At 45.8% G+C, this 24,475-nt stretch carries 26 protein-coding genes and 1 riboswitch; of the genes, 19 read left to right on the top strand and 7 right to left on the bottom strand.

Annotated elements, in window-relative coordinates:
- Positions 1-20 precede the first annotated feature (20 nt).
- On the top strand, positions 21-1,106 hold the full coding sequence (locus tag QF049_RS13120) for a DUF294 nucleotidyltransferase-like domain-containing protein (protein WP_373428346.1): 1,086 nt from the start codon (positions 21-23) through the stop codon (positions 1,104-1,106).
- Positions 1,103-1,840 carry an exonuclease domain-containing protein gene (locus tag QF049_RS13115; protein ID WP_091032202.1) on the top strand — a complete coding sequence of 246 codons (738 nt, stop codon included), beginning with the start codon at positions 1,103-1,105 and terminating at the stop codon, positions 1,838-1,840. The genes QF049_RS13120 and QF049_RS13115 overlap by 4 nt, the downstream gene beginning before the upstream one ends.
- Here the strand turns inward: QF049_RS13115 and QF049_RS13110 are convergent.
- The gene (locus QF049_RS13110) at positions 1,826-2,317 is read right to left on the bottom strand and encodes a M67 family metallopeptidase (protein WP_307537932.1); all 492 of its coding nucleotides are present in this window, start codon (positions 2,315-2,317) and stop codon (positions 1,826-1,828) included. The two genes, QF049_RS13115 and QF049_RS13110, sit on opposite strands and share 15 nt — an antisense overlap.
- A gap of 226 nt (positions 2,318-2,543) precedes the next feature.
- On the opposite strand from QF049_RS13110, the gene QF049_RS13105 reads away from it, so the two are divergent.
- Positions 2,544-3,095 (top strand): TlpA family protein disulfide reductase, encoded by a 552-nt coding sequence (locus QF049_RS13105; RefSeq protein WP_307537930.1) that lies wholly within the window; start codon positions 2,544-2,546, stop codon positions 3,093-3,095.
- 81 nt (positions 3,096-3,176) lie between these two features.
- Here QF049_RS13105 and cimA read toward each other — a convergent pair whose 3' ends face one another.
- Positions 3,177-4,796 carry a citramalate synthase gene (gene cimA / locus QF049_RS13100; protein WP_091017507.1) on the bottom strand — a complete coding sequence of 540 codons (1,620 nt, stop codon included), beginning with the start codon at positions 4,794-4,796 and terminating at the stop codon, positions 3,177-3,179.
- A 532-nt stretch (positions 4,797-5,328) separates the two neighbouring features.
- On the opposite strand from cimA, the gene QF049_RS13095 reads away from it, so the two are divergent.
- From QF049_RS13095 to QF049_RS13085, 3 genes are all read left to right on the top strand, one after another.
- On the top strand, positions 5,329-6,630 hold the full coding sequence (locus QF049_RS13095; RefSeq protein ID WP_091017506.1) for a DNA polymerase IV: 1,302 nt from the start codon (positions 5,329-5,331) through the stop codon (positions 6,628-6,630).
- Between the two features lie 117 nt (positions 6,631-6,747).
- A complete protein-coding gene (locus QF049_RS13090; RefSeq protein WP_017689369.1) occupies positions 6,748-6,990 on the top strand; it encodes a ferredoxin in 243 nt (80 codons plus the stop codon).
- 218 nt (positions 6,991-7,208) lie between these two features.
- Positions 7,209-8,651 carry a L,D-transpeptidase family protein gene (locus QF049_RS13085; protein ID WP_307537927.1) on the top strand — a complete coding sequence of 481 codons (1,443 nt, stop codon included), beginning with the start codon at positions 7,209-7,211 and terminating at the stop codon, positions 8,649-8,651.
- 42 nt (positions 8,652-8,693) lie between these two features.
- Here the strand turns inward: QF049_RS13085 and QF049_RS13080 are convergent, their stop codons facing one another.
- Positions 8,694-8,831 (bottom strand): hypothetical protein, encoded by a 138-nt coding sequence (locus QF049_RS13080; RefSeq protein WP_017689367.1) that lies wholly within the window; start codon positions 8,829-8,831, stop codon positions 8,694-8,696.
- Between the two features lie 254 nt (positions 8,832-9,085).
- On the opposite strand from QF049_RS13080, the gene QF049_RS13075 reads away from it, so the two are divergent.
- The 3 genes from QF049_RS13075 (at position 9,086) to QF049_RS13065 (ending at position 11,602) form a co-directional block, all read left to right on the top strand.
- Complete coding sequence (locus tag QF049_RS13075; RefSeq protein ID WP_076209015.1) at positions 9,086-10,183, top strand: quinone-dependent dihydroorotate dehydrogenase; 1,098 nt, start codon at positions 9,086-9,088, stop codon at positions 10,181-10,183.
- 134 nt (positions 10,184-10,317) lie between these two features.
- Entirely contained in the window at positions 10,318-11,133 is an 816-nt protein-coding gene (gene yjbM, locus QF049_RS13070; RefSeq protein WP_091032183.1) for a GTP diphosphokinase, read from the top strand.
- Positions 11,120-11,602, top strand: coding sequence for a DUF309 domain-containing protein (locus tag QF049_RS13065; RefSeq protein WP_307537925.1), 483 nt, complete (start codon positions 11,120-11,122; stop codon positions 11,600-11,602). The genes yjbM and QF049_RS13065 overlap by 14 nt, the downstream gene beginning before the upstream one ends.
- Positions 11,603-11,819: 217 nt before the next feature.
- Here QF049_RS13065 and QF049_RS13060 read toward each other — a convergent pair whose 3' ends face one another.
- Positions 11,820-12,368 carry a thioredoxin family protein gene (locus tag QF049_RS13060; protein ID WP_036609632.1) on the bottom strand — a complete coding sequence of 183 codons (549 nt, stop codon included), beginning with the start codon at positions 12,366-12,368 and terminating at the stop codon, positions 11,820-11,822.
- Positions 12,369-12,589: 221 nt separating this feature from the next.
- Between QF049_RS13060 and QF049_RS13055 the strand changes: the two genes are divergently transcribed.
- The 6 genes from QF049_RS13055 to QF049_RS13030 all read left to right on the top strand — a co-directional run bounded on the left by QF049_RS13055 (position 12,590) and on the right by QF049_RS13030 (position 19,449).
- Positions 12,590-14,287 carry an RsmB/NOP family class I SAM-dependent RNA methyltransferase gene (locus tag QF049_RS13055; protein WP_307537923.1) on the top strand — a complete coding sequence of 566 codons (1,698 nt, stop codon included), beginning with the start codon at positions 12,590-12,592 and terminating at the stop codon, positions 14,285-14,287.
- Positions 14,284-15,030 carry a pseudouridine synthase gene (locus QF049_RS13050; RefSeq protein ID WP_307537921.1) on the top strand — a complete coding sequence of 249 codons (747 nt, stop codon included), beginning with the start codon at positions 14,284-14,286 and terminating at the stop codon, positions 15,028-15,030. Before QF049_RS13055 ends, QF049_RS13050 begins: the two co-directional genes overlap by 4 nt.
- 496 nt (positions 15,031-15,526) lie before the next feature.
- On the top strand, positions 15,527-16,330 hold the full coding sequence (locus QF049_RS13045; RefSeq protein WP_036670159.1) for a Cof-type HAD-IIB family hydrolase: 804 nt from the start codon (positions 15,527-15,529) through the stop codon (positions 16,328-16,330).
- Positions 16,331-16,427: 97 nt separating this feature from the next.
- A complete protein-coding gene (locus QF049_RS13040) occupies positions 16,428-17,471 on the top strand; it encodes a hypothetical protein (RefSeq protein WP_307537919.1) in 1,044 nt (347 codons plus the stop codon).
- Between the two features lie 107 nt (positions 17,472-17,578).
- Positions 17,579-18,127, top strand: coding sequence for a GNAT family N-acetyltransferase (locus tag QF049_RS13035; protein ID WP_307543235.1), 549 nt, complete (start codon positions 17,579-17,581; stop codon positions 18,125-18,127).
- Positions 18,128-18,318: 191 nt separating this feature from the next.
- Positions 18,319-19,449 carry a glycosyltransferase family 4 protein gene (locus QF049_RS13030; RefSeq protein WP_076209009.1) on the top strand — a complete coding sequence of 377 codons (1,131 nt, stop codon included), beginning with the start codon at positions 18,319-18,321 and terminating at the stop codon, positions 19,447-19,449.
- Between the two features lie 130 nt (positions 19,450-19,579).
- On the opposite strand, the gene QF049_RS13025 is transcribed toward QF049_RS13030, so the two are convergent.
- Positions 19,580-20,635 carry a YkvI family membrane protein gene (locus QF049_RS13025; protein ID WP_307537917.1) on the bottom strand — a complete coding sequence of 352 codons (1,056 nt, stop codon included), beginning with the start codon at positions 20,633-20,635 and terminating at the stop codon, positions 19,580-19,582.
- 204 nt (positions 20,636-20,839) lie between these two features.
- Here QF049_RS13025 and QF049_RS13020 point away from each other — a divergent pair, with 204 nt between their 5' ends.
- The 4 genes from QF049_RS13020 (at position 20,840) to QF049_RS13005 (ending at position 22,661) form a co-directional block, all read left to right on the top strand.
- On the top strand, positions 20,840-21,421 hold the full coding sequence (locus tag QF049_RS13020; RefSeq protein WP_036609617.1) for a xanthine phosphoribosyltransferase: 582 nt from the start codon (positions 20,840-20,842) through the stop codon (positions 21,419-21,421).
- A gap of 97 nt (positions 21,422-21,518) precedes the next feature.
- A complete protein-coding gene (locus QF049_RS13015; RefSeq protein ID WP_036609615.1) occupies positions 21,519-21,848 on the top strand; it encodes a hypothetical protein in 330 nt (109 codons plus the stop codon).
- A 119-nt stretch (positions 21,849-21,967) separates the two neighbouring features.
- Positions 21,968-22,186 carry a hypothetical protein gene (locus QF049_RS13010; RefSeq protein WP_124113962.1) on the top strand — a complete coding sequence of 73 codons (219 nt, stop codon included), beginning with the start codon at positions 21,968-21,970 and terminating at the stop codon, positions 22,184-22,186.
- A 145-nt stretch (positions 22,187-22,331) separates the two neighbouring features.
- The gene (locus tag QF049_RS13005) at positions 22,332-22,661 is read left to right on the top strand and encodes a carboxymuconolactone decarboxylase family protein (protein ID WP_017689352.1); all 330 of its coding nucleotides are present in this window, start codon (positions 22,332-22,334) and stop codon (positions 22,659-22,661) included.
- A gap of 70 nt (positions 22,662-22,731) precedes the next feature.
- Here QF049_RS13005 and QF049_RS13000 read toward each other — a convergent pair whose 3' ends face one another.
- Together QF049_RS13000 and QF049_RS12995 are read right to left on the bottom strand one after the other, a co-directional pair.
- A complete protein-coding gene (locus tag QF049_RS13000; RefSeq protein ID WP_307537914.1) occupies positions 22,732-23,433 on the bottom strand; it encodes a hypothetical protein in 702 nt (233 codons plus the stop codon).
- A gap of 124 nt (positions 23,434-23,557) precedes the next feature.
- Positions 23,558-24,022 (bottom strand): C40 family peptidase, encoded by a 465-nt coding sequence (locus QF049_RS12995; RefSeq protein ID WP_124113963.1) that lies wholly within the window; start codon positions 24,020-24,022, stop codon positions 23,558-23,560.
- Positions 24,023-24,027: 5 nt separating this feature from the next.
- Positions 24,028-24,159, bottom strand: a riboswitch (cyclic di-AMP (ydaO/yuaA leader).
- Positions 24,160-24,475 lie beyond the last annotated feature (316 nt).

Genomic DNA, 24,475 nt, shown 5'->3' with positions numbered 1-24,475 from the left:
CTTCAAGGAGGCTGGACATGATGGAACCCATCTCGTATACAAACTATTCCTGGTCTTATCAGGGAATCGATGGTGCGGTGTCTTCTCAAGAACTGCGGCAGGCACGTGTGATATTACAGAACGAGCTCCAGGAATTGTTGTCCGCTTCCTTGTCGCCGATCGAGTGGTACCAAACGGTAAATGAACTGCATGACCGGATCGCACGGAAAGCAGTAGAGTTATGCATTCAGGGGATGGTTGAGGAAGGCTTCGGCCAACCTCCCGTCCCCTATGCCTTTATCGTATTTGGCAGTTCCGGCAGGGAAGAAGCGACGTTATGGAGTGATCAGGATAATGGCATGATCATTAGCGATACTCCGCATGAAGGTAAAGAGGAATATTTTGCTCACCTCGGACAGCGAATGACGGATATGTTGGAAGAGCTTGGTTACGCCAAATGCGAAGGCAAAGTCATGTGCTCTGAGCCACTCTGGAGAAAAACGCTGGCGTCATGGAAGCATCAATTAGCAGATTGGAGCTCGGATCTGAATTGGGAGCCCGTTCGTAATCTGATTATTGCTTCAGACATGCGTTTTGTTGCAGGTGAGCAAAGTCTGGCGGAGGAATGGATCACGAGTTTTTATGAACAGTTCAGACTGGTTCCTGAACTTTCGGATGCAGTTCTTCGCAATACGGTTAAACATAAAGCTACATTAAATGTACTTGGACGTGTGGTCACAGAACGATTTGGTGAACATGCAGGCGGATTTGATGTTAAGTATGGTTTGTACATTCCACTGGTGAACAGTGCCCGTTATTTGGCTTTGCAACATGGGATCAAGGAGTCATCTACGTTAAAAAGAATGGAGAGACTGACTTCACTTGAAGCTGTTCCGTTTACATTACTGGATGCATGCCAGCGGGCCTTCTTAGCCGCTTTGAAGTTTCGTAGAAGTACACCGGTTGTCATCCAAGGGGATTTGCAACATAGCAGTGGGTTCCTGGATGAGAAACAGATGAAACAAAAGCAAATTCATTATGAGCTCAGGGATACGCTCGGGTTGGTACGACGAGTGCATCGTGCTTTGCAAAGACAGTTGCGTTTTGCGGAAAGGAGACGTCCATGAGAGAGCCGGCAAGGGGCAATACAGGATTCTGGAATTCGCTGCGTCAGGGAGGGGTCCCTTCCGCCATCGCTTCCATTATGGGAGCCCCTACGGCGCAACACATGGCGTTTATCCGCTCTATGATGAGAGAACAGCGCAGACCTGAGGTTCTGCATACGCCTCTAAATGAGCTGGACGCAGTTGTATTTGATCTGGAAACGACGGGTTTTTCGCCCCAGCATGGGGATGAGATTATCTCATTTGGTGCGGTCCGTATACATGGTGGTGTCGTGCTGGAAGGAGAGCAGTTCTATACGGTGGTGCAGTCCAAGACTGCGGTTCCGGAACATATTACTGAACTTACAGGTATTACACAGGAGATGACGCTGGACGCACCGACTTTGCTGGAAGGGCTGCATGATTTCATGTCTTTTGTAGGTGGAAATGTTCTGATTGCACACGCAAGTGCGCATGACCGAGCTTTTCTGAATGCCGCTCTGTGGCGGACTTCAAAGGTAAGGCTGACACATCGTTTAATTGATACGATGATGTTGGCCCGCTGGCTTGAACCAAGCAGGCCGGGGTATGGTCTGGATGAATTGCTGGAATCCAGAGGGATTCCGATCTATGGGCGTCACCATGCACTGGAAGATTCAAAAATGACTGCGCAGTTATGGTCTTGTTACTTGGAGGACATGATGCGTAAAAATGTGGAGACCTTGGGTGATTTGTATACCCAGCTAAGTCACGCATAACGGAACGGGAAGCAGATTGTACGAAGGCACAACGCGGTGTGTCGGATCCTGCGATTCCTTCGAGGATTCAATCAGATAACCGTTCAGATGCATATGAGATCTTAACCCGCTTGTTAGGTCGGGTGAGCCGATGAGGTACATCTGAAGCAAACCGGCGAAGGCCGGAAGAGCTTGCAAGTCCTCTAAGGAAGGAACAGGCCTGGTCTGCGGATGAGAATGGAAGATACCAATGAGCTTAGGTTCGGAAAATACGCACCGAATCCATTCGGCATCGTCCAGAGTAAAATGGTGCAGCGGGTCAGGTGCTACGTTACGAATGGGCTGAAACCGACTGATTCGTATACCGCCCGCTGCGGTTTCACCCAGCATAACCCCGCAGGCTTCTTGCGGCAGCGAAAGGAACATGTGCTTTGACATCTCTTGTTCTACGGAAGAAGGGATGTAGAAGGCGTTTTGCTGCCCGTGAAGTGCTGCCATTTGTATTCACCCCTCTCTCTTTGGCTCCTGCTTAGGCAGGAGTCCTTTTTCATTTTATTTTCTGTAATCCGGATTGTAAAATTTTAAAGGAAAAGGGTACAATAATAAAGAGAACATTTGGGAATCATGTTCTGGTGAACTGTCTTAGAGCGTGATAAACACTTAGCATGTGCAGAAATTACGGTTTTAGTTTCAACAGGCTAATTATATAAAAGGGTGGCGGGTTATGAAACGAAACATATACATACTCCTTGGTGTTGTCTTGCTGGTTGGTATTGCACTGGCCCAGAATGCGGGTGACGGCATTGCAGCCGTCTTTAAGCAGGAAGAACCCATGCCTACAGAGACGGGACCACGTGCGGGTCTTCTGGCACCTGCTTTTTCTCTGACAGCAATGGATGGGAAGACGTACAGTGTGGGCGGTGCCAAAGATAAGGCCACGTTCGTCAGTTTCTGGGCATCCTGGTGTGAGCCGTGTAAGCAGGAAGCTCCAGAGCTGAATAGAATGGCCGCGAAATACAAGTATAAGCTTGACATGTATGGGGTTAATGTAACATCATACGATAAACTCAAAGATGCCAAAGCTTTTGTGGATGAGTACCAACTGAATTTCCCTATTCCCTTGGATGAGAAGGGGACTGTGTATGCTCAATACAATGGGGTGGCTTTTCCAACGAATGTTCTGATTGACTCCAGAGGAGTTATACAGGAGATTGTTCTGGGCATATTGCCCGAGAAAGAGTTGGAGCGTAAGATTAAAAAGTTAATTGCGAATTAATTTTCTGCAAAGAAAGAAGCCTTTGCATCCATGAATCATGGGTACAGAGGCTTCTTTTTATTTTCCGGGAAATAAGCGTTATTAGTGGTTGCTTATCCCATGAGCAGGAATAGGGAGTGTGCCCGGCTCATCCTGCAATTTTTCTTGAAGCAATGCATAGCGGAAACTGTGAACGAGCGCTTCCCAACTTGCTTCAATTACGTTCTCGGATACACCAACAGTGTTCCATGTGTTCTCCGTATTTTTGGATTCGATCAATACACGAACTTTAGCGGCGGTGGCATCTTTCTCATCCAGTACACGCACTTTGTAGTCCGACAGATGCATGTTGGCAAGTGAAGGGAAGTATTGTACCAATGCTTTCCGAAGCGCATTATCGAGTGCGTTCACCGGACCGTTACCTTCAGCAGCGGTATAAACACTTGTTCCAGCTACATTAAGTTTGACAAAAGCTTCAGAAACAACGGATTTCCCCGCCGTTTTCTCCACAAGCATTTTGAATGATTCAAAAGTGAACAATTCTTTCATGTCACCGTTCGCTTCACGAATTAACAATTCAAGCGAAGCATCTGCACCTTCGAACTGATAACCCTGATGCTCCAGGTCTTTGATCTTCTCAATAATCTGACGTGAATTGGCACTGCTTGGATCGAACTCAAGCCCCAGTTCCTGCGCTTTGGATACAATATTACTCTGTCCGGCAAGTTCCGAGACCAGCACACGTTGTTTGTTACCGACCAGTTCAGGGACGATATGTTCATAGGTACGTGAATCCCGCAGGATGGCAGAGACGTGAATCCCACCTTTGTGAGCAAAAGCAGCATTGCCGACATAAGGCTGATTAATCGGCATATTCACATTGGCAATCTCGCTAACATAACGAGCCACGTTTGTAAGTTGTCTCATGGAATCCTCAGTAACACATTCATAGCCAAGTTTCAGTTGCAGGTTCGGGATAATGGATGCGAGATTGGCGTTACCACAACGCTCTCCATAACCGTTCATTGTTCCTTGCACCTGACGGGCTCCGGCTTGTACAGCGCTGAGTGTGTTGGCCACAGCCAGTTCACAATCATTATGTGTATGGATGCCGAGATGTGCGTGAGGCAGGCTTCTATGAAGTGTGGATACGATCTCGTGTACCTCGTTTGGCATCGTCCCGCCGTTGGTATCACACATAACGAGCCAGTCCGCTCCAGCTTCGTGTGCCTTGGTCAAGACCGCTTGAGCATACTCCGGGTTATGTTTGAATCCGTCAAAGAAGTGTTCTGCATCAAAGATCACTTCCATACCATTCTGCTTCAGATAGGCGATGGAATCATAGATCATGGACAAATTTTCTTCCAATGTAGTCTGCAAAGCGGTATGCACATGGAAGTCCCATGATTTACCGACTAAAGTTGCAGCCTGAGCACCAGATTCGATCATGCGCTTCAGGTTGGCGTCTTCACTAGCAACGCTGCCTTTACGGCGGGTACTGCCAAAAGCAACAACCTTTGCGTTCAGGTTTAATTCCTTGACTCTTTTGAAAAACTCAATGTCCTTGGTATTGCTGCCGGGAATTCCGCCTTCAATATAATGGACACCCAGGTCATCAAGCTTCTTGGCAATTTTGAGTTTGTCGTCTGCCGATAAGCTGACACCCTCCCCTTGTGTGCCGTCACGTAAAGTCGTATCGAAGATGGAAATGGCCTTTGACATGAAGATCCTCCTTTGAGATAAAGCGCTCTTTTAAAAGTTTGGATTGTAAGTTGGGAAAAGCTGTTAAGTACGTTAGTGGACGAATCCTTCGATTCGGCAACGCTACACTGTGTTAAACTGGGTGCGCTGATTTGTCCTAAAGTCGTCAATTTGTATAATTAATTATTATAGCACCATTATAGCCAAATGCTACATAGAAATCGCAGTTTCATGTAACAATTAACGGATTCTAGAGAAAAAAGAAGGAGGGTAATCATAATCCGGCTGTATGTTATAATCTATTATTGAGTTTTAATTGGAATATATGGAAGAAAAGGAGGGTTAATTTTTGACTTTTGTATGGGAAAATACAGTTATTGCCCTGATCACTTTGATACTTTTTGTGAGTGTAGGCTGGTTGATTATTCGGTCTCTGATCAGATCTCGCAGAAAATAAATGTTCGTGACTGAATTAACATAACGGGTTTGATATACTATAGAAGAAAGAAATTCGTTACATTAATTAGTGTGCAAGAAAGGGCGGGGGTTCATGATGTCTTCAGACGGCAATCCTCCAGCGAATGTGGATCAATACTACCCTACAGCCGGACGGGTGATTCTGCATGTCGATATGAATGCTTTCTACTGCTCTGTACATGAAGCCGAGGAACCAGATTTATATAGAGGAAAAGCAACGGCCGTTGCAGGCAGCAGTGAACTGCGAAAGGGTGTAATTGTAACCTGCTCATATGCCGCTCGTAATCGAGGCATCTCAACAGGTATGGTTGTCCACCAAGCCTTGAAAAAGTGCCCTGATCTCATTGTGATTCGTCCTGATTTTCATCTGTATCGTCAATATTCAAGAGCTTTCATGCAGATTGCGTATAGTTATACCCCTCAACTTGAGGCAACGTCCATTGATGAATGTTATCTTGATATTACAGGGTCAAGGCAATTCGGGAATCCAATGGAGATTGCGGAGAGCATTCAGCGTAGAATCAAGGATGAATTGGGGCTACCATGTTCCATTGGCATTGCACCCAATAAATTATTGGCAAAAATGGCTTCGGATCTGAAAAAACCGAACGGTATCTCCATTCTACGTATGAGGGACGTACCCCGGATTCTTTGGCACAGGCCATGTAACGAGATGTTTGGCATTGGCAAAAAAACGGCTGAAAAGCTGAAAAAACTGGGCATTGAAACGATTGGTCAATTGGCCAAGTCGGATGAGAACATGTTGACCGAACTATTCGGAGTTAATGGAGCATGGCTCAAAAATTCTGCGAATGGCATTAACCATTCTGCAGTTCACGCGGAACGGGAAGCCAATAAATCCATTGGACATACAACCACTTTACCGGCGGATGTATCGGATATGAATGAGATTCATCGGGTATTCCTCAATATAAGTGACCAGGTAGCCAGAAGATTGCGCAAGCACGAAATGTTCAGCCAGGGTATTCAGATTACGATCCGCACACCGGATATGAAGACAATCACCCGATCACGTCTAATGGAAGTTCCTACGGAGGATGCAACGGTCATATACCGTGAGGCCTGTAAACTATTTGAGAAGCATTGGGGTAGTGGCAAGCCTGTACGCATGCTGGGTGTGACACTTCAGAACCTGATTCCAAGAGAAGAATCCGCTGTGCAGATGGACTTGTTTGAATATGAGCAGAAGCCCAAGAAGGACAATCTGATTCGGATTATGGATCAGTTACGTGATAAATTTGGTGAGAATGCTGTTGTGACCGCAGGCATGCTTGGGGACGATCCTTCCGTGCTGCTTCGGAATCATAAAGTGCGCGGTACTTCCCTGCAAAAAGATAACTTGCAAAGTCTTGATTAAATAAGGGATAATAGAGACTTGTGGTTGCAAAATGATTTGTAATTATCCTTACTTTGTATTAATATGTTTCTAGATAAAAACACTGTACGTTTCGAATTTTAGGAGGAGAGAATGTAAATGAGTAAATATACTTGGGTTGAAAAAGACACATGCATCGCATGTGGCGCTTGTGGAGCAACGGCTCCAGACATCTACGATTATGATGATGAAGGTTTGGCTGAAGTTATCTTTGACGGCGATGCTAACCATGGTGTCAAAGCTATTCCAGACGACTTGTTTGACGATATGCAGGATGCATGCGATGGCTGCCCTACAGATTCAATCAAAGTAGCGGACGAGCCTTTCAATAAAGAAGGCTAAGTATTTCTCACATGAACATAGAGCACTTTCTTTTGTCTTAACGACAAGGGAAGGTGCTTTTTTTGCATTCATTTAACTGTGATTATCTGACTATGGATCAAGGACGAACATTGTCGAACCCCCTTTTTTCCGCCGGGTACTCAAGTCCTATGGATTCAACGCTTGGTTATGCCGATATATAATGATATACGGAAAAAGGCGAAATAGTGGAGGATCGGATGCAAAATACTCATCTAAGAACATATGTCAAGAAACATCCCGACAATAAAATGGCCTGGTACTTGCTTGGAAAGGAGTACTTGGGCGAAGGACAGGAGGCCAAAGCCAATTATTGTTTTCAGCAAGCGGGCGAGGTTTACGAGGCATTTGAACGTAGTAAAGCTCCTGCTGACATCTGGGTGGACTATCAGGACAAACTGGTGGAAATGTCTGAGCAAAAAGAGAAAAAACAACGTAGACGCAAAATGTGGCTTACGTTGTTCATGCTGCTTGTGCTGGCAGGTCTGCCACCTGCGGACGCTCCGGGTTTCAGTCGTGAAGCGGCCGACGCACTGTCAGCAGCATTGGAATCCACAGAGGATATCGCAGCGCCTGTAGAAGCGGATAAACAGGTTGGGACTGCATCCATTCCACCAAGTAATGTGTTCACCGCTGCGGCATTTGGTGGAGGCAACCATGGGGAGGCTGCGCTCGCAGCTGCCTGGTCCGGGTCTGGCCCGAAAATAGAGACTTCGGCTGTACTGGGTATGCAAACCTCGGATGAATGGTCTTTATGGAAGCGAAATATGCCTGTGAAATACATAGTACAAACCAATACAAGCGGGAAATTGACTGCACAGAGTTATGATGCCAAGCAATGTAACTGTGAACCTCCTGAAATTACACCGAAAATCAAAAAGATGGCCTTGGCATGGACCGCCAAGCAGGAAGCAGCTGCATCATTATCAAGTGCAATCGTTGCCTACCGCAAAAAAAATGACGCTTGGCCAAAGAGTGTAACGCAATTGGCCCAGCCATTTCCGAACAATATTCTGGGAGAGACTGCGCCAGGTATGACCGAGATGTTTCCGAAGCTGTTAGCTTTGCATCAAGGAAAGGCACAGGAAGGGAAGAACGATTCGAGTGGTAAAGAGAATGGTTCAACGACTTCGAATTCGTCTCAAGGCAAAAATGCCGCTTTTGCAGATACGCTGGGAGGTCAGCCTTTTTTGCAGGAACCGCTGGAGATTGTCATTGATAAGAATAAACATAAACTTGCATTAATCAGTGGGGATACCATTGTTCGTATGTATGATGTGGGACTTGGCGGTGATCGAACACCGGAGGGGTCATTTGTCATTACAGATAAAGTGGTCAATCCGAATGGACGCTCGAACGGGGAGTTCGGAAGCAGAGGTATGCAGCTCTCGAATACGAATTATGCCATCCATGGGACCAACGAGCCAGACAGTATCGGACTGGATGAGTCCCTTGGATGTGTGAGAATGCGTACGGGAGATGTAGAAGAGTTATTCGCTCTTGCTCCGCAAGGCACTCCGGTACGCATTGGAGAAGATGTACTGCCAGATCTGACGCTTGTTCCAGAAGCAAAGCAGCGTTATCAGCATACACTTGTTCCAAAGCAGAATAATCCGAACAAAACGTATCACTGGCTGAATTGATTTGTTTGATATGTAGAATCAGATGGATTCAGCCTGAATCATCTACATGTTGGCAATAATGATAAGAGCACCAATAATGATGATCAAGCCGCCTACACTCGCTGCAGTCCATGCAATGGCTTTGCGATTCACTTCTTCTTTCTTTTGCTGTAATGCAGGTGGTTTACGTTTGGGAGCCATGAGTTATTCCTCCTTATTTGGAATAGAACTGGTGTAGAGTAACCATGCTCTCATTGTAAAGAATTCAACTCGTCATTACCAGTGGGCGGTGGATTTCTTGTGAGCATTTTGTATTATTCGATTTGTGCTGTCTATGCGCAAACTACTTTCCTTTTTAATAAGAAACAGATAGACTTGTGTGTAGAGTGTTTTTTTACATATGAAAAGACGGAAAGCGGCTTTTTGGCGTACCGGACCAGAACGGAGTGAGTGATTTGTTATACAGAAGTCTTGCTAAACCTTTGTTGTTCAAAATGGACCCTGAACAGGCCCATCATCTGATTATTGGCGGCCTTAGTGGCGTGGGTAGCATCCGTCCGGTTCCTTCCGGACTGCGAGTGATGTACGGCGTTCGTGAAACGTCTGATCTGGCTGTTGACATGTTTGGGTGTCATTTCCCTACACCTGTTGGTCTGGCTGCGGGTCTGGACAAAAACGGGCAGGCCGTAACGGGCTTTTCTTCCATCGGATTTGGATTCATGGAAGTGGGAACCGTGACACCACTTGCACAACCAGGTAACGATCAACCACGGCTGTTCCGTTTGCCTCCAGATGAGGCTTTGGTGAACCGGATGGGCTTCAACAATCTTGGTGCGGAAGCGATGGCAGGTGAATTGGCACGTCTACAGGATCGGCGTATTCCAGTGGCTGTTAACATCGGCAAAAATAAGGCAACGTCTAATGAGGAAGCTCACTTGGACTATTCGAAGTGCATTCAGGCATTATACGATTATGCTGATCTGTTCGTGGTTAATATCAGTTCACCAAATACACCGGATTTGCGTAATCTGCAACATGGGAATGAATTGAAGGAACTGCTCGCTGCGGTTATGAACGAGATGAACGTGCAGCATGCACGAGCGGGCGGAGCGACCAAATCCGTTCTGGTGAAGATCGCACCGGATGTGAATGATCAGGAACTTGAATATATGGTTCGCACCATTGCAGACAGCGGTGTTGCTGGCATTATTGCAACGAACACAACCATCAGTCGTACAGGACTTTCCCACCAACATGCGAAAGAAACTGGCGGTCTGAGCGGCAAACCTCTGCGTGAGCGTTCTACGGAGATTATTCGCCAGATCTATCGTCAGACCGAAGGCAAACTTCCGATCATCGGTTCAGGTGGTATTTTCACAAGTGAGGATGCTTACGAGAAAATTAAAGCCGGAGCAAGTCTGGTCGAAATATATACAGCATTAATCTACGAAGGACCTGAGGTGAATCGGCGTATTCATGCCGGACTGCGTGAGTTACTGCGCAAGGACGGTTATCGTCATATCTCTGAAGCGGTTGGTGCGGAGCATCGTTAAGAAGGAAGGTGGATCCCCGGATTGAAAATATAGAAGCATGGAAGAGCGTAAAATGGTTCGGGACTCTTCCCCCCACCAAACATCATGTATAATGGAATAGAACAGGGGACGCTATAGAGACAGGAGGCATAAGCATGGACGGTAGAGACTGGGGTACATTTTTACTTCCTTATGAACAAGCGGTAGAGGAATTAAAAGTTAAGTTTAAGACAATGCGGGCGGAGCTGAAAAAACGGGAAGAGTATGCCCCGATTGAATTCGTTACCGGTCGTGTCAAAAAAATATCCAGTATTCTGGAGAAATCCAGACGACTGAATGTGTCGCTTGATGACGTGGAGACAGGCATTGAGGATATTGCAGGTATCCGTATCATGTGCCAATTCGTAGATGATATCCGTCGGGTTGCCGAATACATTCGAGGCCGCAAGGATCTCACGGTACTCATTGAGAAAGATTATATTACGAATTTCAAAGAGAGCGGCTATCGCAGCTTCCATATGATTATTGAGTATCCCGTTCAGACGGCTCTGGGACAAAAGATCGTATTGGCCGAGATTCAGATCCGGACACTTGCCATGAATTTTTGGGCTACCATTGAACATTCTCTGAGTTACAAATTTCGGGAGAGCTTACCGGATGACATGCGAGCCAGGTTGAAAAAAACAGCTGAGGCCGCTTTTGTACTGGATAATGAGATGTCTGCAATTCGTCTACAGATTTTGGAGGCGCAGAAGGCCTTTGAGGATGATTCCAATATCGTGTCAAGAACATTGAATATCATTCATCAATTATACTTCTACCACCTTGTCAGTGAAGCGATTGAAGCACAGAAGCGATTTAACGATTACTGGGAACGACATGATATGGAAGGGCTCAAAGACTTGCTGGATGACGTGAAGAAACTTCTGAACAACGCCAGAAAGGGCGAAAACCCGGATGAGCATCTATGAGCCACTGTACATTGACTACTTAATCTACTTCAATCGGGATCAGGATTATTTCGAGTGCCATGAGGTGCTGGAAGAATTGTGGCTTGAGCGGGACCGGGATTCTCTCTATAAAGGATTGTTGCAGATTGCTGTTGGATTATACCACTTCAGGAATGGCAATCTCCGCGGAGGAACGATGATGTTACAGAGCTCACTTGATCTTCTGGAATCTTATCCTGCTACGATTCTGGGCATTGACCTTGGGACTTTGGTACGGGATGTACAGGAAATCGTGAAGGAACTGTCCCAATCAGATATTCAGTCTGTGACTTACAGGGATTTGTCCATACGAATTGTTGATGAGGTCTTAGAACAGGAGATATCTAGAAGATCGCTTGAGCTAAAACCTAATATTCCGCAACGCCGGAGTCCTACCAGAGGGCGAATATACGAAGAGAAGATGAAGGCGATGGATCAGGGTAAAAGTTAAGCCGTTATCAGCGTTAGCATTCAAATGAGCATCCCATGGATATGAAGTTCCTTTTATATGAAACACCCCGACGATTCCTGTAAAGGGAAAGATCGGGGTGTTTTTGAATGTTGCGTCATATTCAGATAATTGCAGGTGGCATAGCCTGTCCTTCAACAGAACAGTGTCGGTGATACAAGTGCCTGATTGTAGATACTTCTGGAAACGGATCTAGCAGTTAGCTTGCCGAAGGAGCGGCACTGCCTTTATATTTTTGGAAAAATTGTTTGTAATCATCCAGTGTGTAGCCTTGGTCACTCCCATTCTCTTTCAGTCCGCCCACCATACGGTCTTTCTCGACACCAGCCTCATAATAGACGAGTGTAGGTGTGAACTCGATATTGTAATCGGTCCATCCTGCTTCGAATTCACGCAGATTGAACTGTGGAAGCTCAATACCTTCACTGTCAACCAGTGGCATCAACTGAGGTGTTGTGGCACGGCAGTGCGAGCAGTCGGAAGCAAAGAAATAAACAAAAAAGCTGTCTTTGTTATCGATTTTGGCTTTGAGATCAGTGGGTACAATAATTTGTTGATAGTTGGGATCACTCAGTAGCTCCCGTGTAGCTGGATTAAGTTTGGAAGCAGCGATGCCATAAGCATTTTCCACTGAATCCATCTGTTTCTTGGATTGCTGGTCTACGACAACCAGTGCTGCAATCATAATGATTAAAATACCCAGGAATATAAGGATCGCAGCACTTTTCTTTTTCTTCTTGGATTTCATTGGACATCCCCCATCGATCATATCGAAATATAGTTTGGGCAAAAATAAAGGTTGGGATAATATGCATAAACACCCGAATTTTTGCTCAGGAATCAATCTACTTGCCATTATACTACATTACACGCTGTAGTGGAATAGATACGATATGATAGGAAAGCAAAGCTTGGATATGATAAAATAAAACGATATTGCAATCTTACCAAGACAGGATGAGTGGGAATATGGGTGTAAAGTTACCTTTGATATTTGCTGAGCGAATGAAAAGTTTGCTGGGGGATGAGTTTGAACAATTTATGAAATCTTATGAACAGTCTCCCCATGCGGGACTGAGAGTGAATACGCTAAAAATATCGATGGAACAATTCGATGAGATTGCTCCGTTTGACCTAAGACCTATTCCGTGGTGTGAGACAGGATTCTATGTACCTCATGGTGTTAAACCGGGGCTGCACCCTTATTATCATGCAGGTCTGTATTATATACAGGAACCAAGTGCAATGGCTCCAGTTGAATTATTGCAGGTGGAGCCTGGAGATCGCGTGCTTGATCTATGTGCTGCTCCGGGAGGAAAAACGACACAGATTGCTGCAAAGCTGCAAGGCAAGGGTGTACTTGTCACGAACGATATCCATGCTGAACGCACCAAAGCGCTGGCCAAAAACGTGGAATTGTATGGGGTGCGTAACGCGGTTGTTTTGAATGAGTCGCCAGAGCGGATCGCAAATGCATTTCCTCATTATTTTGACAAAGTATTAATTGATGCGCCTTGCTCAGGTGAAGGCATGTTCCGCAAGGATGAAGACATGGTGAAATCGTGGGAACATCATTCGGTGGAAAAATGTGTGCTCATGCAGCGGGATATCTTGGAGACTGCGGCACGATTGCTAGCCCCGGGAGGAACCATCGTATATTCGACATGTACCTTTGCGCCGGAGGAAAATGAAGCGATGATTGCGGAGTTTCTGAATGTAAACCGTGATTTCGTAGTTATGGACATTCCTGAAGAGACAGGGTTTGCTCCAGGACGTCCGGAATGGGTACGTCAGATGATGCCTGAGAAGGCAGAAGAGACGGAAGCTGTACTGAATCAAACGCGTGGTACCGCAAGATTGTGGCCTCACCTTTTGGAAGGAGAGGGACATTATGTCGCTGTGTTGCAGCATCGTGCAGGGCAAGGATTAGAAACAGATCAACCTGGAGTAGTTAAAGAAGGAGCAATGGAGTATGGACAGGTCGAAGATGTGTCCAGGATTGAAGTAGAGGGGAACAAGGATCACTCTATTGCTGCTTCTTCAATTGCTATGACCAAGGCTGATCGTAAAAAGGAACGTTTGTTGCGAATCGAATCCCGTGAGTCCCATGACAGACAGGCTGGTGGCGGCAAGAATTCGGGTAGACAGAGCAAAAAAGGTAAAGATCACGGTGGACGTAAATCGGAACGGGGTCAGGGACGCGGAGCTGATCCGGCAAGTATTGATCCGGTTGCGATCTATAATACCTTTATGAAAGAACAATTGGAGATGGAGTTAACTGGAGAAACGGTATGTTATGGAGATCGCGTGTATCAATCCTCGGTTGGTGCAGCTCGGTTGGAGGGACTGAAAGTCATTCGTCCAGGCTGGTTTATGGGCACGATCAAGAATGGACGATTTGTTCCGTCCCACCCGCTTGCGTGTGCTCTGAATGCATCTGAAGCACGGAGAAGCGTAAATCTGTCATCCGCTGATGGCGAAGCCGTGAGATACCTCAAGGGTGAAACGTTAAATATTGAAGAAGAACGAGTGGTGCTCAAGGCGGATACGTTTGCCAAAGGGTACGTTCTTGTATGTGTAGATGGTTATGCCGCTGGCTGGGGGAAATGGCTGGATGGTGTACTGAAGAATGAATATCCGGCAGGTTGGAGGTGGACATCGGTATGAGTGGAAAAGGCAAACAAACGCTGCGTCTGGACAAAATATTAAGCCATATGGGTGTGGGAACACGGAGTGAACTCAAAAAGATGGTGAAACAGGGCAGAATCCATGTAGATGGCAAAGCAGTGAAAGACAGCGGCGTACAGGTGAATCCGGAGGTTAACGTCATTGAAGCCGATGGGGAGCGAATTGTGTATCGGGAGATGATCTATCTGATGCTGCATAAGCCTCCTGGTGTCGTGTCTGCTACCGAGGATAACAGAGATAAGACGGTACTGGATCTGTTGCGCAAAGAGGATCGGGTTTTCAATCCTTTTCCTGTGGGACGACTGGATAAGGATACGGAGGGACTGCTCATTCTCACGAATGACGGTCCACTTGCCCATGATCTGTTATCTCCACGCAAGCATGTGCCCAAAACCTATGAAGCCCGTGTACTGGGAAACGTGGATGAAGCGGATGTGCAACGTTTCAAGGCGGGCATTCAATTGGATGACGGATACGAGACGCTGCCGGCCGAACTGACTATACTTGGTCAGGAAGAGACGGAAGAAGGCATGATCTCGTCGATTTCGCTTATTATTCACGAAGGGAAGTTTCACCAGGTGAAACGTATGTTTCAGGCGGTAGGCAAGCGAGTGATCTATCTGAAACGCGTCGCCATGGGTGAGCTTGAATTAGCTTCCGATCTTGCTATCGGAAGCTATCGTGAACTAACCGCAGATGAGTTGAACCTTCTGCGGAAGTAAAAGCTCCGTCCTTCGCGAAGCGGAGCAGGGAGTTGTGGAGGGAAGCGAAGCCCCGATACTAACGCCGATGGCGAGAAAGCTCCCGTCCTTCGCGATGCGGAGCAGGGAGTTGTGGAAGGAAGCGAAGCCCCGATACTAACGCCGCAGGCGAAAAAGCTCCCGTCCTTCACGAAGTGGAGCAGGGAGTTGTGGAGGGAAGCGAAGCCCCGATACAACGCCGAAGGCGGGAAAGCTCCCGTTCTTCACGAAGCGGAGCAGGGAGCCGGGCAGAAAGCGAAGCCCTGCCCGAAATGGTCCCGGTTAAGCTTGGGCGGGACCGCCGCTGACCAGCGGTGTGCCCGGCAACAAGCGTTCCTACGACAACCGTTACATAGCAAGACCCGACCTAACACCGATGAGCAAGACGGGAGTCCAGAGGGCAGAGCCCTCTGGGGCCCTCCCTCGGAAGGGAGGGTTTGGGTGGGTGCGACAACTAACAGATGAGGATGAAGCCAGAATGACTTATAAATTAATTGCACTTGATGTAGATGGAACACTGCTGAATGATCATCATGAACTTACCGAATGGACTCAGGAGACCTTGATCCAAGCTTCCCGTCAGGGAGCAGAGATAGTCCTGTGTTCAGGTAGAGGTCCTGCCAACACGATTCCTTTTATGGAGCAGATGGGACTGGATGGATATGTGATTACGCATAATGGCGCCGTAACGGCGCAAGTCGATACCCGTGAGGTGGTTCATCATTTTGCATTAGATGGACAAGGACTGGAGCCAATCATATCCTACTGTCGAACCAATGGAGTACATTTTGATATCAATACAGCATTTGGTCTGTATGTGGATCAACCAGAAGGTTTGGGTTTGCAGGTGCGTGAGATGTATTACAACTTTATGGCAGAGCCACTGAAGTTACCCAAGTGGGTTGACATGACAGAACCGCTGGCGAAATTCACTGCATTTGGTCCGATTGAACAGATGGATGCAGTACTTCAGGAATGGTCTACTTGGAATCTGCCTTATTATATGACACGGAGTGGTGACTTTTTTATTGATCTGATGCATCCCGAAGCGTCCAAAGGCGCTGCGCTTAAAAGGCTTGCCGAATCAAAGGGAATCATGCCTTCGGAGATCATGGCAATTGGTAACTACTTTAATGATATTACGATGCTGACCTTTGCGGGCAAAGGTATTGCCATGGATAACTCACCGGACGAGGTGAAAGCTGCTGCGGACGAGGTTACACTCTCCAATAACGAGCAGGGTGTGGCACACGCGATCCAAAAATATGTGTTATCCGTTTAACCTTACATCTTATATTTGATATCCACGGTTCCCTCATAATCTACCGTCTTTAGGGGCATCCTAAGAGAATAACTTTAGGAATGGAGGAGGACACGTGATGAAATATGATGTGGAATTGGTTGCAGACCTGCGGACATCAGGTGGAGAAGTACAGGACGTGATGGTCAATGGTCAATATGCAGGCTCACTTTTCCTTGTGTACAGAGAAGGAGATCGTTTATCAGGTAGTCTTCAGATCGAGCAGGAGTCTCTGCCAGATGGTACAGAGGAACGTATCGTGGAAAAAGTACATGCCTATGTCCAATCTCTTGCAGATGCGTTGGAAGCTGCATATTATGAAGTGCTGGTTAGTTGTGGCTCATTACATTCGGTTCTGCATAAGCCTGAGTCAGAGACAGTGTGGCCGTCTGAAGAGATGAATCATGATGAAGGCAGTTATGACGATATAGACAGCAGCAGTGGCAGTAAGGTAATCCCTGTTTCTCAAGCCGAATCGTTTACATATGAAGATCGGGATCAGGTTCTGGAGATGGAAATGGTAAGCGCGGGACGCAGCATATCGACGTATATATTCAATGATGTCGAAGGGCAGGAACTTGCAGAAGCTTCCTTAAAACAATATGGCGCTGATGTACAAGGTGAAATACACTGGTATGACGAGCCGGAAGAGAATCAATTGGAAGCTGCGGCAGAGTTGTTGGTCAGAGAGCTGGATGAAGATATCATCGATACGATTACGATCCGCATGTGGCATCAGGGCAACGAACTTGAGACGCTAGAGTGGGTACATCGCGATTTCTCCGAGGATTTTGAGGATACCGATGAATCGGATCTGGATGAGCTCGAAGCTGCTGAAGAAACATGTTATGTCATGTTGAAGCGTAAGGATCGGGAGTTCCGGGTATACGAGCTGTTTCTTCAGGAACGAGGTGGATTGCCTGTGGGTACAGCAACAATAGACACTTCTCATTCGGATCTTACGGGATACATTGATTACGAAGTTCCTGGAACCAGCATGCAGCGAAAGAGTCTGGTCGAAGTGTTGATGCAGGAGTTGGAAAAGGAAATGGAGTTTGATACCCTGCACCTGACGATGTTGTATCGAAATCAGATTATTGATGAAGCCAGAATAGATGGGTAAAAGGCAGCTGCCTTTTACCTTTTTTATGTTCTCATTTTGACGAAAAATCCATTTCCCGGTATAGTACCATTAGTTTAACAGAGATCAGGAAGCGGAGGAGAACAATGATGCACTCATTCAGGATCAGTAGCGAATATATTAATGATGGTTTTCAAGCGGTTCATGCGAAGCCGGAAGATACGGAGGATGTGATGTCGCTGCTGGTGGAGACAGCCGAATGGTTACAGAGCCAAGGTTCTTCCCAATGGAACGCTTTGCTTAAAGGTGAAGATTCACATGATACGGCAGGGGCGATTCGGCGTGGAGATGTGTTTGTATTTAAAAAAGGAGCGGACGTAGCGGGGATGGTCATCCTTTTGGTTCAGCCAAGCCCTTGGGATATTCATCTTTGGGGTTCAAAAGCTCATGTCGAGGATGGTGCAATTTATCTGCATCGGCTAGCGATTCGAAGAAAATATGCTCAGAGCGGTCTGGGACGATCCATTTTGCAATGGTCCAGCAGCGGCATACATTTTGAAGGCAAACATACTGTTCGGTTAGATTGCGGAGCGAGCAATGCTACGTTGAACGCCTTTTACGCGCGGAACGGGTATACTTTTTTGGGAGAGACCGATGGTTACAGTACATATGAGAAGCCCGTGGAGGTATTAAGCTGAAATTCTGGTTATCCAATGAATATGTTGACGACAAGCACGAGCGGTTGACTGCTGGATTAAGCTTTTGCTTCTGAGGGGAACGTTTCATGAATATGTTGTATATACGAGTTATCGTAATATAGATGTTCCGGCTTCCCTATGTCATAATGGATAGTAGAGCAGTACGTAAGTTAGAAAGGGGGAAACTAACGGTGAAATTGCTGCAGGCGCTTTTCTTTCCTCCGGAGCAGCCCGGAGGTGTATCCTCTATGATTCCGTATATGCAAGAGAGATTTACAACCCCGAGGTGGGAAATGGATCTATTCTCGTTGCCAAAGCGAATTCGCAACAAGGGCAGAGAGGAAGTTCAGTTCGAAACGTTTGACTGGACGGAATATCAGGATAGTCCTGTTGTCCAAAAATATATTCAAACCTATCGTGATTATCTTTGGTGGACCAAACTGCGTATTCAGAAGCCCTATGATCTGATACATGCCCACCACCCAATTGCAGGACTTGCGATGAAAACGGTTTTCCCGGATACACCCCTCATTCAGACGATTCACTCCAGTTATGAACGAGAATTAATCCTTAATGGACGCATTGAAACGGATGGACCGGAGCATCGATTCCTGCTTGCGATATATGGTGAGCTGGAACATCAGGCAGAGCGCCTCTTGACGGTGTCGGATTCGTTCCGTCGTTATCTGGCTCCCTACGTGAAGGAACCTGATGTCATCGGTGTGATTCCCAATGGATTTGATGAGAAGCGGTTTAAGCCGATTCCTCATGATAATGCGATACCACAGCTGGTCACGGTATGTAGGCTTGTTCCGGCGAAAGGGTTGGATATTCTTTTCAAAGCTTGTGCGGAACTGAAGGGCCGAGGTCATGATTATGTGTTACATATTATTGGAGATGGACCGATTCGTCCTGATCTGGAAGAATTGGCGCAACGATTGGGGATCTATAATGAGACCATTTTCTATGGTTACACACTGCACCCTGAGGAATTCATGCCATTCTTTGATATTTTTGTACTTCCTTCACGGGCCGAAGCATTTGGTTCCGTCTTCGCTGAAGCGGCGCTGAGTTGTCTTGCCCTTGTGGGTACGGATGTAGGTGGTATACCGGAACAGATCGAGAACGGTAGCAATGGGTTGCTTGTACCGGCAGAAGATCCTTCTGCATTGGCTGAAGCGCTTGAAAAGGTGATGCTGGACCCGGCTTATCGTTATGAACTTGCCCGTTCAGCGTGTGAAAAAGCCAAGACACATTACTCGCTCGGCAGATCGGTCAATGAGTTGAAAAAGATGTATCTGCAGTTTCCTGGCAAAGCCTAAAACGTAGAGCAAAAAGTGCGAGCCGCTGTGATAAACAGCGGCTTTTTGTCATGTTTAAGGAAAGCGTGCCCGCGGTGACTTGTGGTTATGAGGCGAACGGATGCTCATCATTCATGAAGTACATCACCGTTTATACATTTTTGCGTCCACGAAAGGCGCCCCAGCGGTTTAATACCAATTTGGCTGCCCAGAACAGTGCCAAACTTCCGAAGATAGGGTAAAGGATGGACAGCAGGGAACTGAATCCAAACTGACTGAGTGAGTAACACAACAGCATAATGGTTAATGTAATGAAACGGGGGTGGACGCGTATATGTTGTCTCAGTTGCAAGGTCATTCCATAGATATCGGCTACAAAGGTACTGAATATTTCCATGAAAATAAGGGATACATATACAGATTGCACTGCCCATCCAAGTTGAAAGGCAATACTACCCATCGGGATTTCGAATTGGATGATGCCGGGCATCTGAGCTGACATGGCAAAATGAGCTGCCATCAGCATGAAACCAACGCCAATTCCACCCAAAACTCCACCCCACTTCAGTACATTCCGACTACGAATCTGGTTACCTACAGGCACAAGAACAGCTTGAGCCAGCACCAGATTGAATGAAGTATACAACAGTGGAGACAGCCACACTTGAATAGGGTTTGAGTCTGTCGTCAGTGTGATGAATCGGGAAGCACCTGGATGATGGATGGTACTGGCGATCATGAGCAGAGATAACAGGAGCATCATGGGCACGACGATGCTATTCATTTGTAGGATGGCCTGAATGCCTCGACCGAGAAGCAGATATGTCCCTACAAGTGTGACGATCAGACCTGTCTGATAATGCAAACCCAGATGTTCGACAAAAACGGAACCTGCTCCGGCAAGCATGACACTGTTCACACCAATGAGAATGAGAAGGGTCACCCAGGTGATCCATTTGCCTGCCTTTTGGCCGAATAAATGTTTGTTCAGATCCTCATAAGAGCGGGACCCGGTATCGTGAGCAATCAGCATCATTTTGGTACCTAACCAGACAAAGAGCATGGTGGATAAGCCTATGGTAATGGTGGCCCATTTGCCATACTGGGTAAAAAACTGCAAAATTTCCTGCCCTGTAGCGAAGCCGGCTCCGACAACCGTTCCGATGTATGTAAATGCGATCTGCAGCACCCGAAATGCCTGTTTCATGTGTTTCCCCTCTCAGGCCCCTGTTTAGTTTGGACATGCGGGTACCATGGTACAAGGTATGCTTGACCCACGAAAGTCATGACAATGAATAATGAGCTTTGGCTTGAATTGCGTCTCAAGGACAGCGCACAGGCAATTTCGCTTGAACTTATAGATAGATATATGATACTTTTACCTCATAGGATAGGCTTGGGAGGTCAAATCATGGAATTATTGAAACAACGAATTTTACAAGAAGGTGTGGTTATCTCGGATCAAGTTTTAAAGCTGGATGGTCTGTTGAACCACCAGATTGATCCTGCATTAACGATGGAGATGGGACGTGAGTTCGCTGCCCGTTTTCGTGAAAGTGGAGTAACTCGGGTCATCACGGTAGAATCCTCAGGGATTCCGGTTGCGTTTGCCGCAGCCTATGAACTTGGGGTGCCACTTGTATTCGCCCGTCGTAAAAAAACACTTCTGGCTGATCCTGATGCATACTGTGAACGCGTACCGTCCTTTACCAAAGGAATTGTAACTGATATTATGGTATCCCGCGAGTTCATTCATGAGAATGACCGCATTTTGTTCATTGATGATATTATTGCCAATGGAGATGCTGCTCGTGGCGTCATCAAAATTATCGAGCGTTCCGGTGCGGAACTTGTCGGATTCGGCGTTGTGGTCGAGAAAAGTTTCCAGGCAGGGGCACGCACGATTCGTGAACAGGGTATTCCAGTGGAAGCCTTGGTACGCATTCGTTCTCTGAACGATGGTACGGTACAATTTGACGATAACGAAATGTGACATTTTAAAGGAATAGGGCCTATTTTTTGAACTATGCCTTTGCATGACCGCGGATTTCATTTATAATGGGGTTATGTTAGGGAGAGGAGGCAACACCATGGGGAACCAACCGGCAACAGAACAATTTTTTAATGATAAGCTGGCGGAATCGAAAGTTCATTTTGAACGTGCCCTGGATTGTAAACATACGGAATTCGATGACCTTTATCCCTATATGATTGAACATCCTCAATTTTTCTGGTACAAACGCTATGTTGCCTGGTCAGAATTACTGACGATTGTAGGCTTGTGCGAAGAGTTGTCCTTCTCTTGGAAAGAACAATTTACACCGCATCAAGTGGAGTACCTTGAAGAACGTGTGATGTCCGCCAAAGTGCTTGATTTTTGGTTCGAGAAGAACGACAGCAAAGAGCACGCGCAGCGGTAACTTTCAGTCGGGACATAATTTCGAATGACATGACAGTCCAATACAGTCACGTGAGACCTAAATGACATTTCATTTAGGTCTCTTTTTGTAAATAAATTTGGAATATAGGAGCCATGAAGATGATCAGTGATACAGAACTGGACGCCCTGCGTCTGTCAGGTGAGAAAGTAAGAGTAGTACGGGACGAGTTGGAATCTAACGATGTAACCGGGATTGTTGTTGCCTGGGATGGCGAGCAGGTACTTATCCGGCGTCAGAATCGACGTGTAGTTAAGCTGGATCGCAGTTACAAATATCAGCTGTTCAGCGAGCCTCGCCAGAGTCCACTTGGTGAGTAGCAATCGCTTATAATTGAGCAGGGACGATGAGCGTTTAAATGTTTGGAATTACCATGATTTCTTGGCATAATTGACTCACTCGGGAGAGAAGATAGGTACAGTGAGGAAGATCTGTAACTATAGCCGAGAGGGTGTGCTACGAGCCATGACATTGATGAATGATAAAGTTCATGCCTACAAGGATCAGATTGGAGCATTAAGCGATGTACTGCCAGGTGTGGTGAAGTCATATCATGAGTTTACCGGAGAATGTTTCCAACCTGGCGTGATTGATGCCAAGACAAAACAGCTAATTGCGCTTGGTATTGGATTGTTTGCCAACAATGAGGTATGTACCTTCTACCATGTAGAAGAAGCCCGTGCCAAGGGAGCAACAGATCAGGAGATTATGGAGACCGTAGCCGTGGCCGGAGCTGTTGGAGGAGGACATGCCCTGTCTCAGGGTGCGATGCGAGTGCAAAAGGCACTGCATTAATATAAAAAAACATTGTGAAACAGTAACAGGGTTATACTTCCCTTCAATATGGGAGTATAACCCTGCTTTTTTAAAGATCGTTTTTACTTTCTTTACTGTTTGCTTTTTTATTATACTTGTCCACATCAGCAAATTTCTCCATAACGGAGTAGTTTGCTGTATAGTTTATTGTGGAGTACCGTTCAGGACGAAATTCAATCTTAGAGCGATCAGTATCCCAGAAATATGTAATGGAATTATCGAAGGTCTTACTTCCAGGCTGACCATATTTATTCGTTAGCTCTTCCAGAATTTCATCAGAATCCTGACTATTTAACATACCAAAATAATATGTGGCCTCGTGGAGCAAGAAGTCATCTAATGGATATTCATCTGCTGCATTTTCCATTTCTTCAAGGCGCTGGTCCATTATTTTGTATATCTCTTCTTTCCTTGTTTCTGTTGTATTGGGGTTATTTAATTCCTCTGATAATTCCTTTCCTTCTTCCATCTTTTCCAGAATGCTATCATTGTCTAATAAATCAATAAAAACGTATTTGGCATCTGCTTTCTTACCCAGAACTACAAGATTAGAATATTCGATACTTTTCTCATGTTCATTATGTACGTCCTCTTCATAGCCTGAGTTCCCATTCTTTTCTTCGGCTGAAATGACTTTGTCGATCTTGGTCCCCCATGAAACATCTCTAAAATCTTTTTCGTTCTCACTACTGCAACCTAAACTACCTATTACTAAAATAGCAAAACTTAAAACAAACATTAACTTTTTCAATTGTTCTCCTCATCTCCTTTTATTTCCTAAAACATTTTACATTGTTTAAGAAAGCAGTTGAAGACAAAAAATGGTTAAACAAAAAAGGCATCCGGTTAATAACCGATGCCTTTTTGTATGTGAATTACATTTTACCTAACATTTTATCATACATAAACTGTCCAGTTACCCGACGTGCTGTTACGTAACGATCATTGAAGTATGGATTCGATAACTTCGTGATGCTTACACCTTTACTGCTGGAGGCATGAGCGAATTGTCCGCCGCCGATATATACACCTGTATGTGAAATGCCTTTGCCCATCGTATTGAAGAACACCAGATCACCTGTGCGAATGTTGCTTTTCGATACAGGCGTACCTGCTTTGGCTTGCTGCTGTGAAGTACGTGGCAATTCAATGCTGTATTTGTTGAAAAGATATCTCATAAAACCAGAACAGTCGAAGCCGGCTACAGTCGTGCCACCCCATTTGTAAGGTATACCTGTCATGTTGTTCACTACGGAGTTGATACTGCTTGCCTCTGTGCTTGTTGCCCCGGATGTAAATAATACAGCTGCTCCAAAAATGGAGATAATCAGTTTTTTCAAAATCAATGTTCTCCCTTCGATGCCTACGGAGTTAGCTAAGGGTTCGGTAGAAGGTTCCCTATATTTCCTATGTATAAGAATAATTCACCCAAATTGGTTCCCCCGTTTTCAAACATGAAACTCGGCAATGAATAATTAAGTTTTTGTAACTATTTGAAACTATATTGCATAAATGCGTAATTGTCAAACCCATTTAAAACCCTTCGTAATACCTCAATGTTAGCGGAATTAAGGTTTTTATATGAAAGAAGGGATCAAGTTTGGGAATCATTCATGACAAAAACGTCATTAATGATTCGTTTAAGACGAATTTGGATAAATAAATAGGTTTGTCATGAGTTAAAAGAACTATCCCGTTATGTAGAATTAGAGAGATTATATTCATTAAGTTGCATATATTGACAAAAATCGAATTTTTGCATATTATCTGATTATCCAATCCACATATTGGAT

The organism is Paenibacillus sp. W4I10, from assembly GCF_030816325.1.
Taxonomy (GTDB): domain Bacteria; phylum Bacillota; class Bacilli; order Paenibacillales; family Paenibacillaceae; genus Paenibacillus; species Paenibacillus amylolyticus_B.
This window is presented reverse-complemented; position numbering and strand designations above follow the sequence as displayed.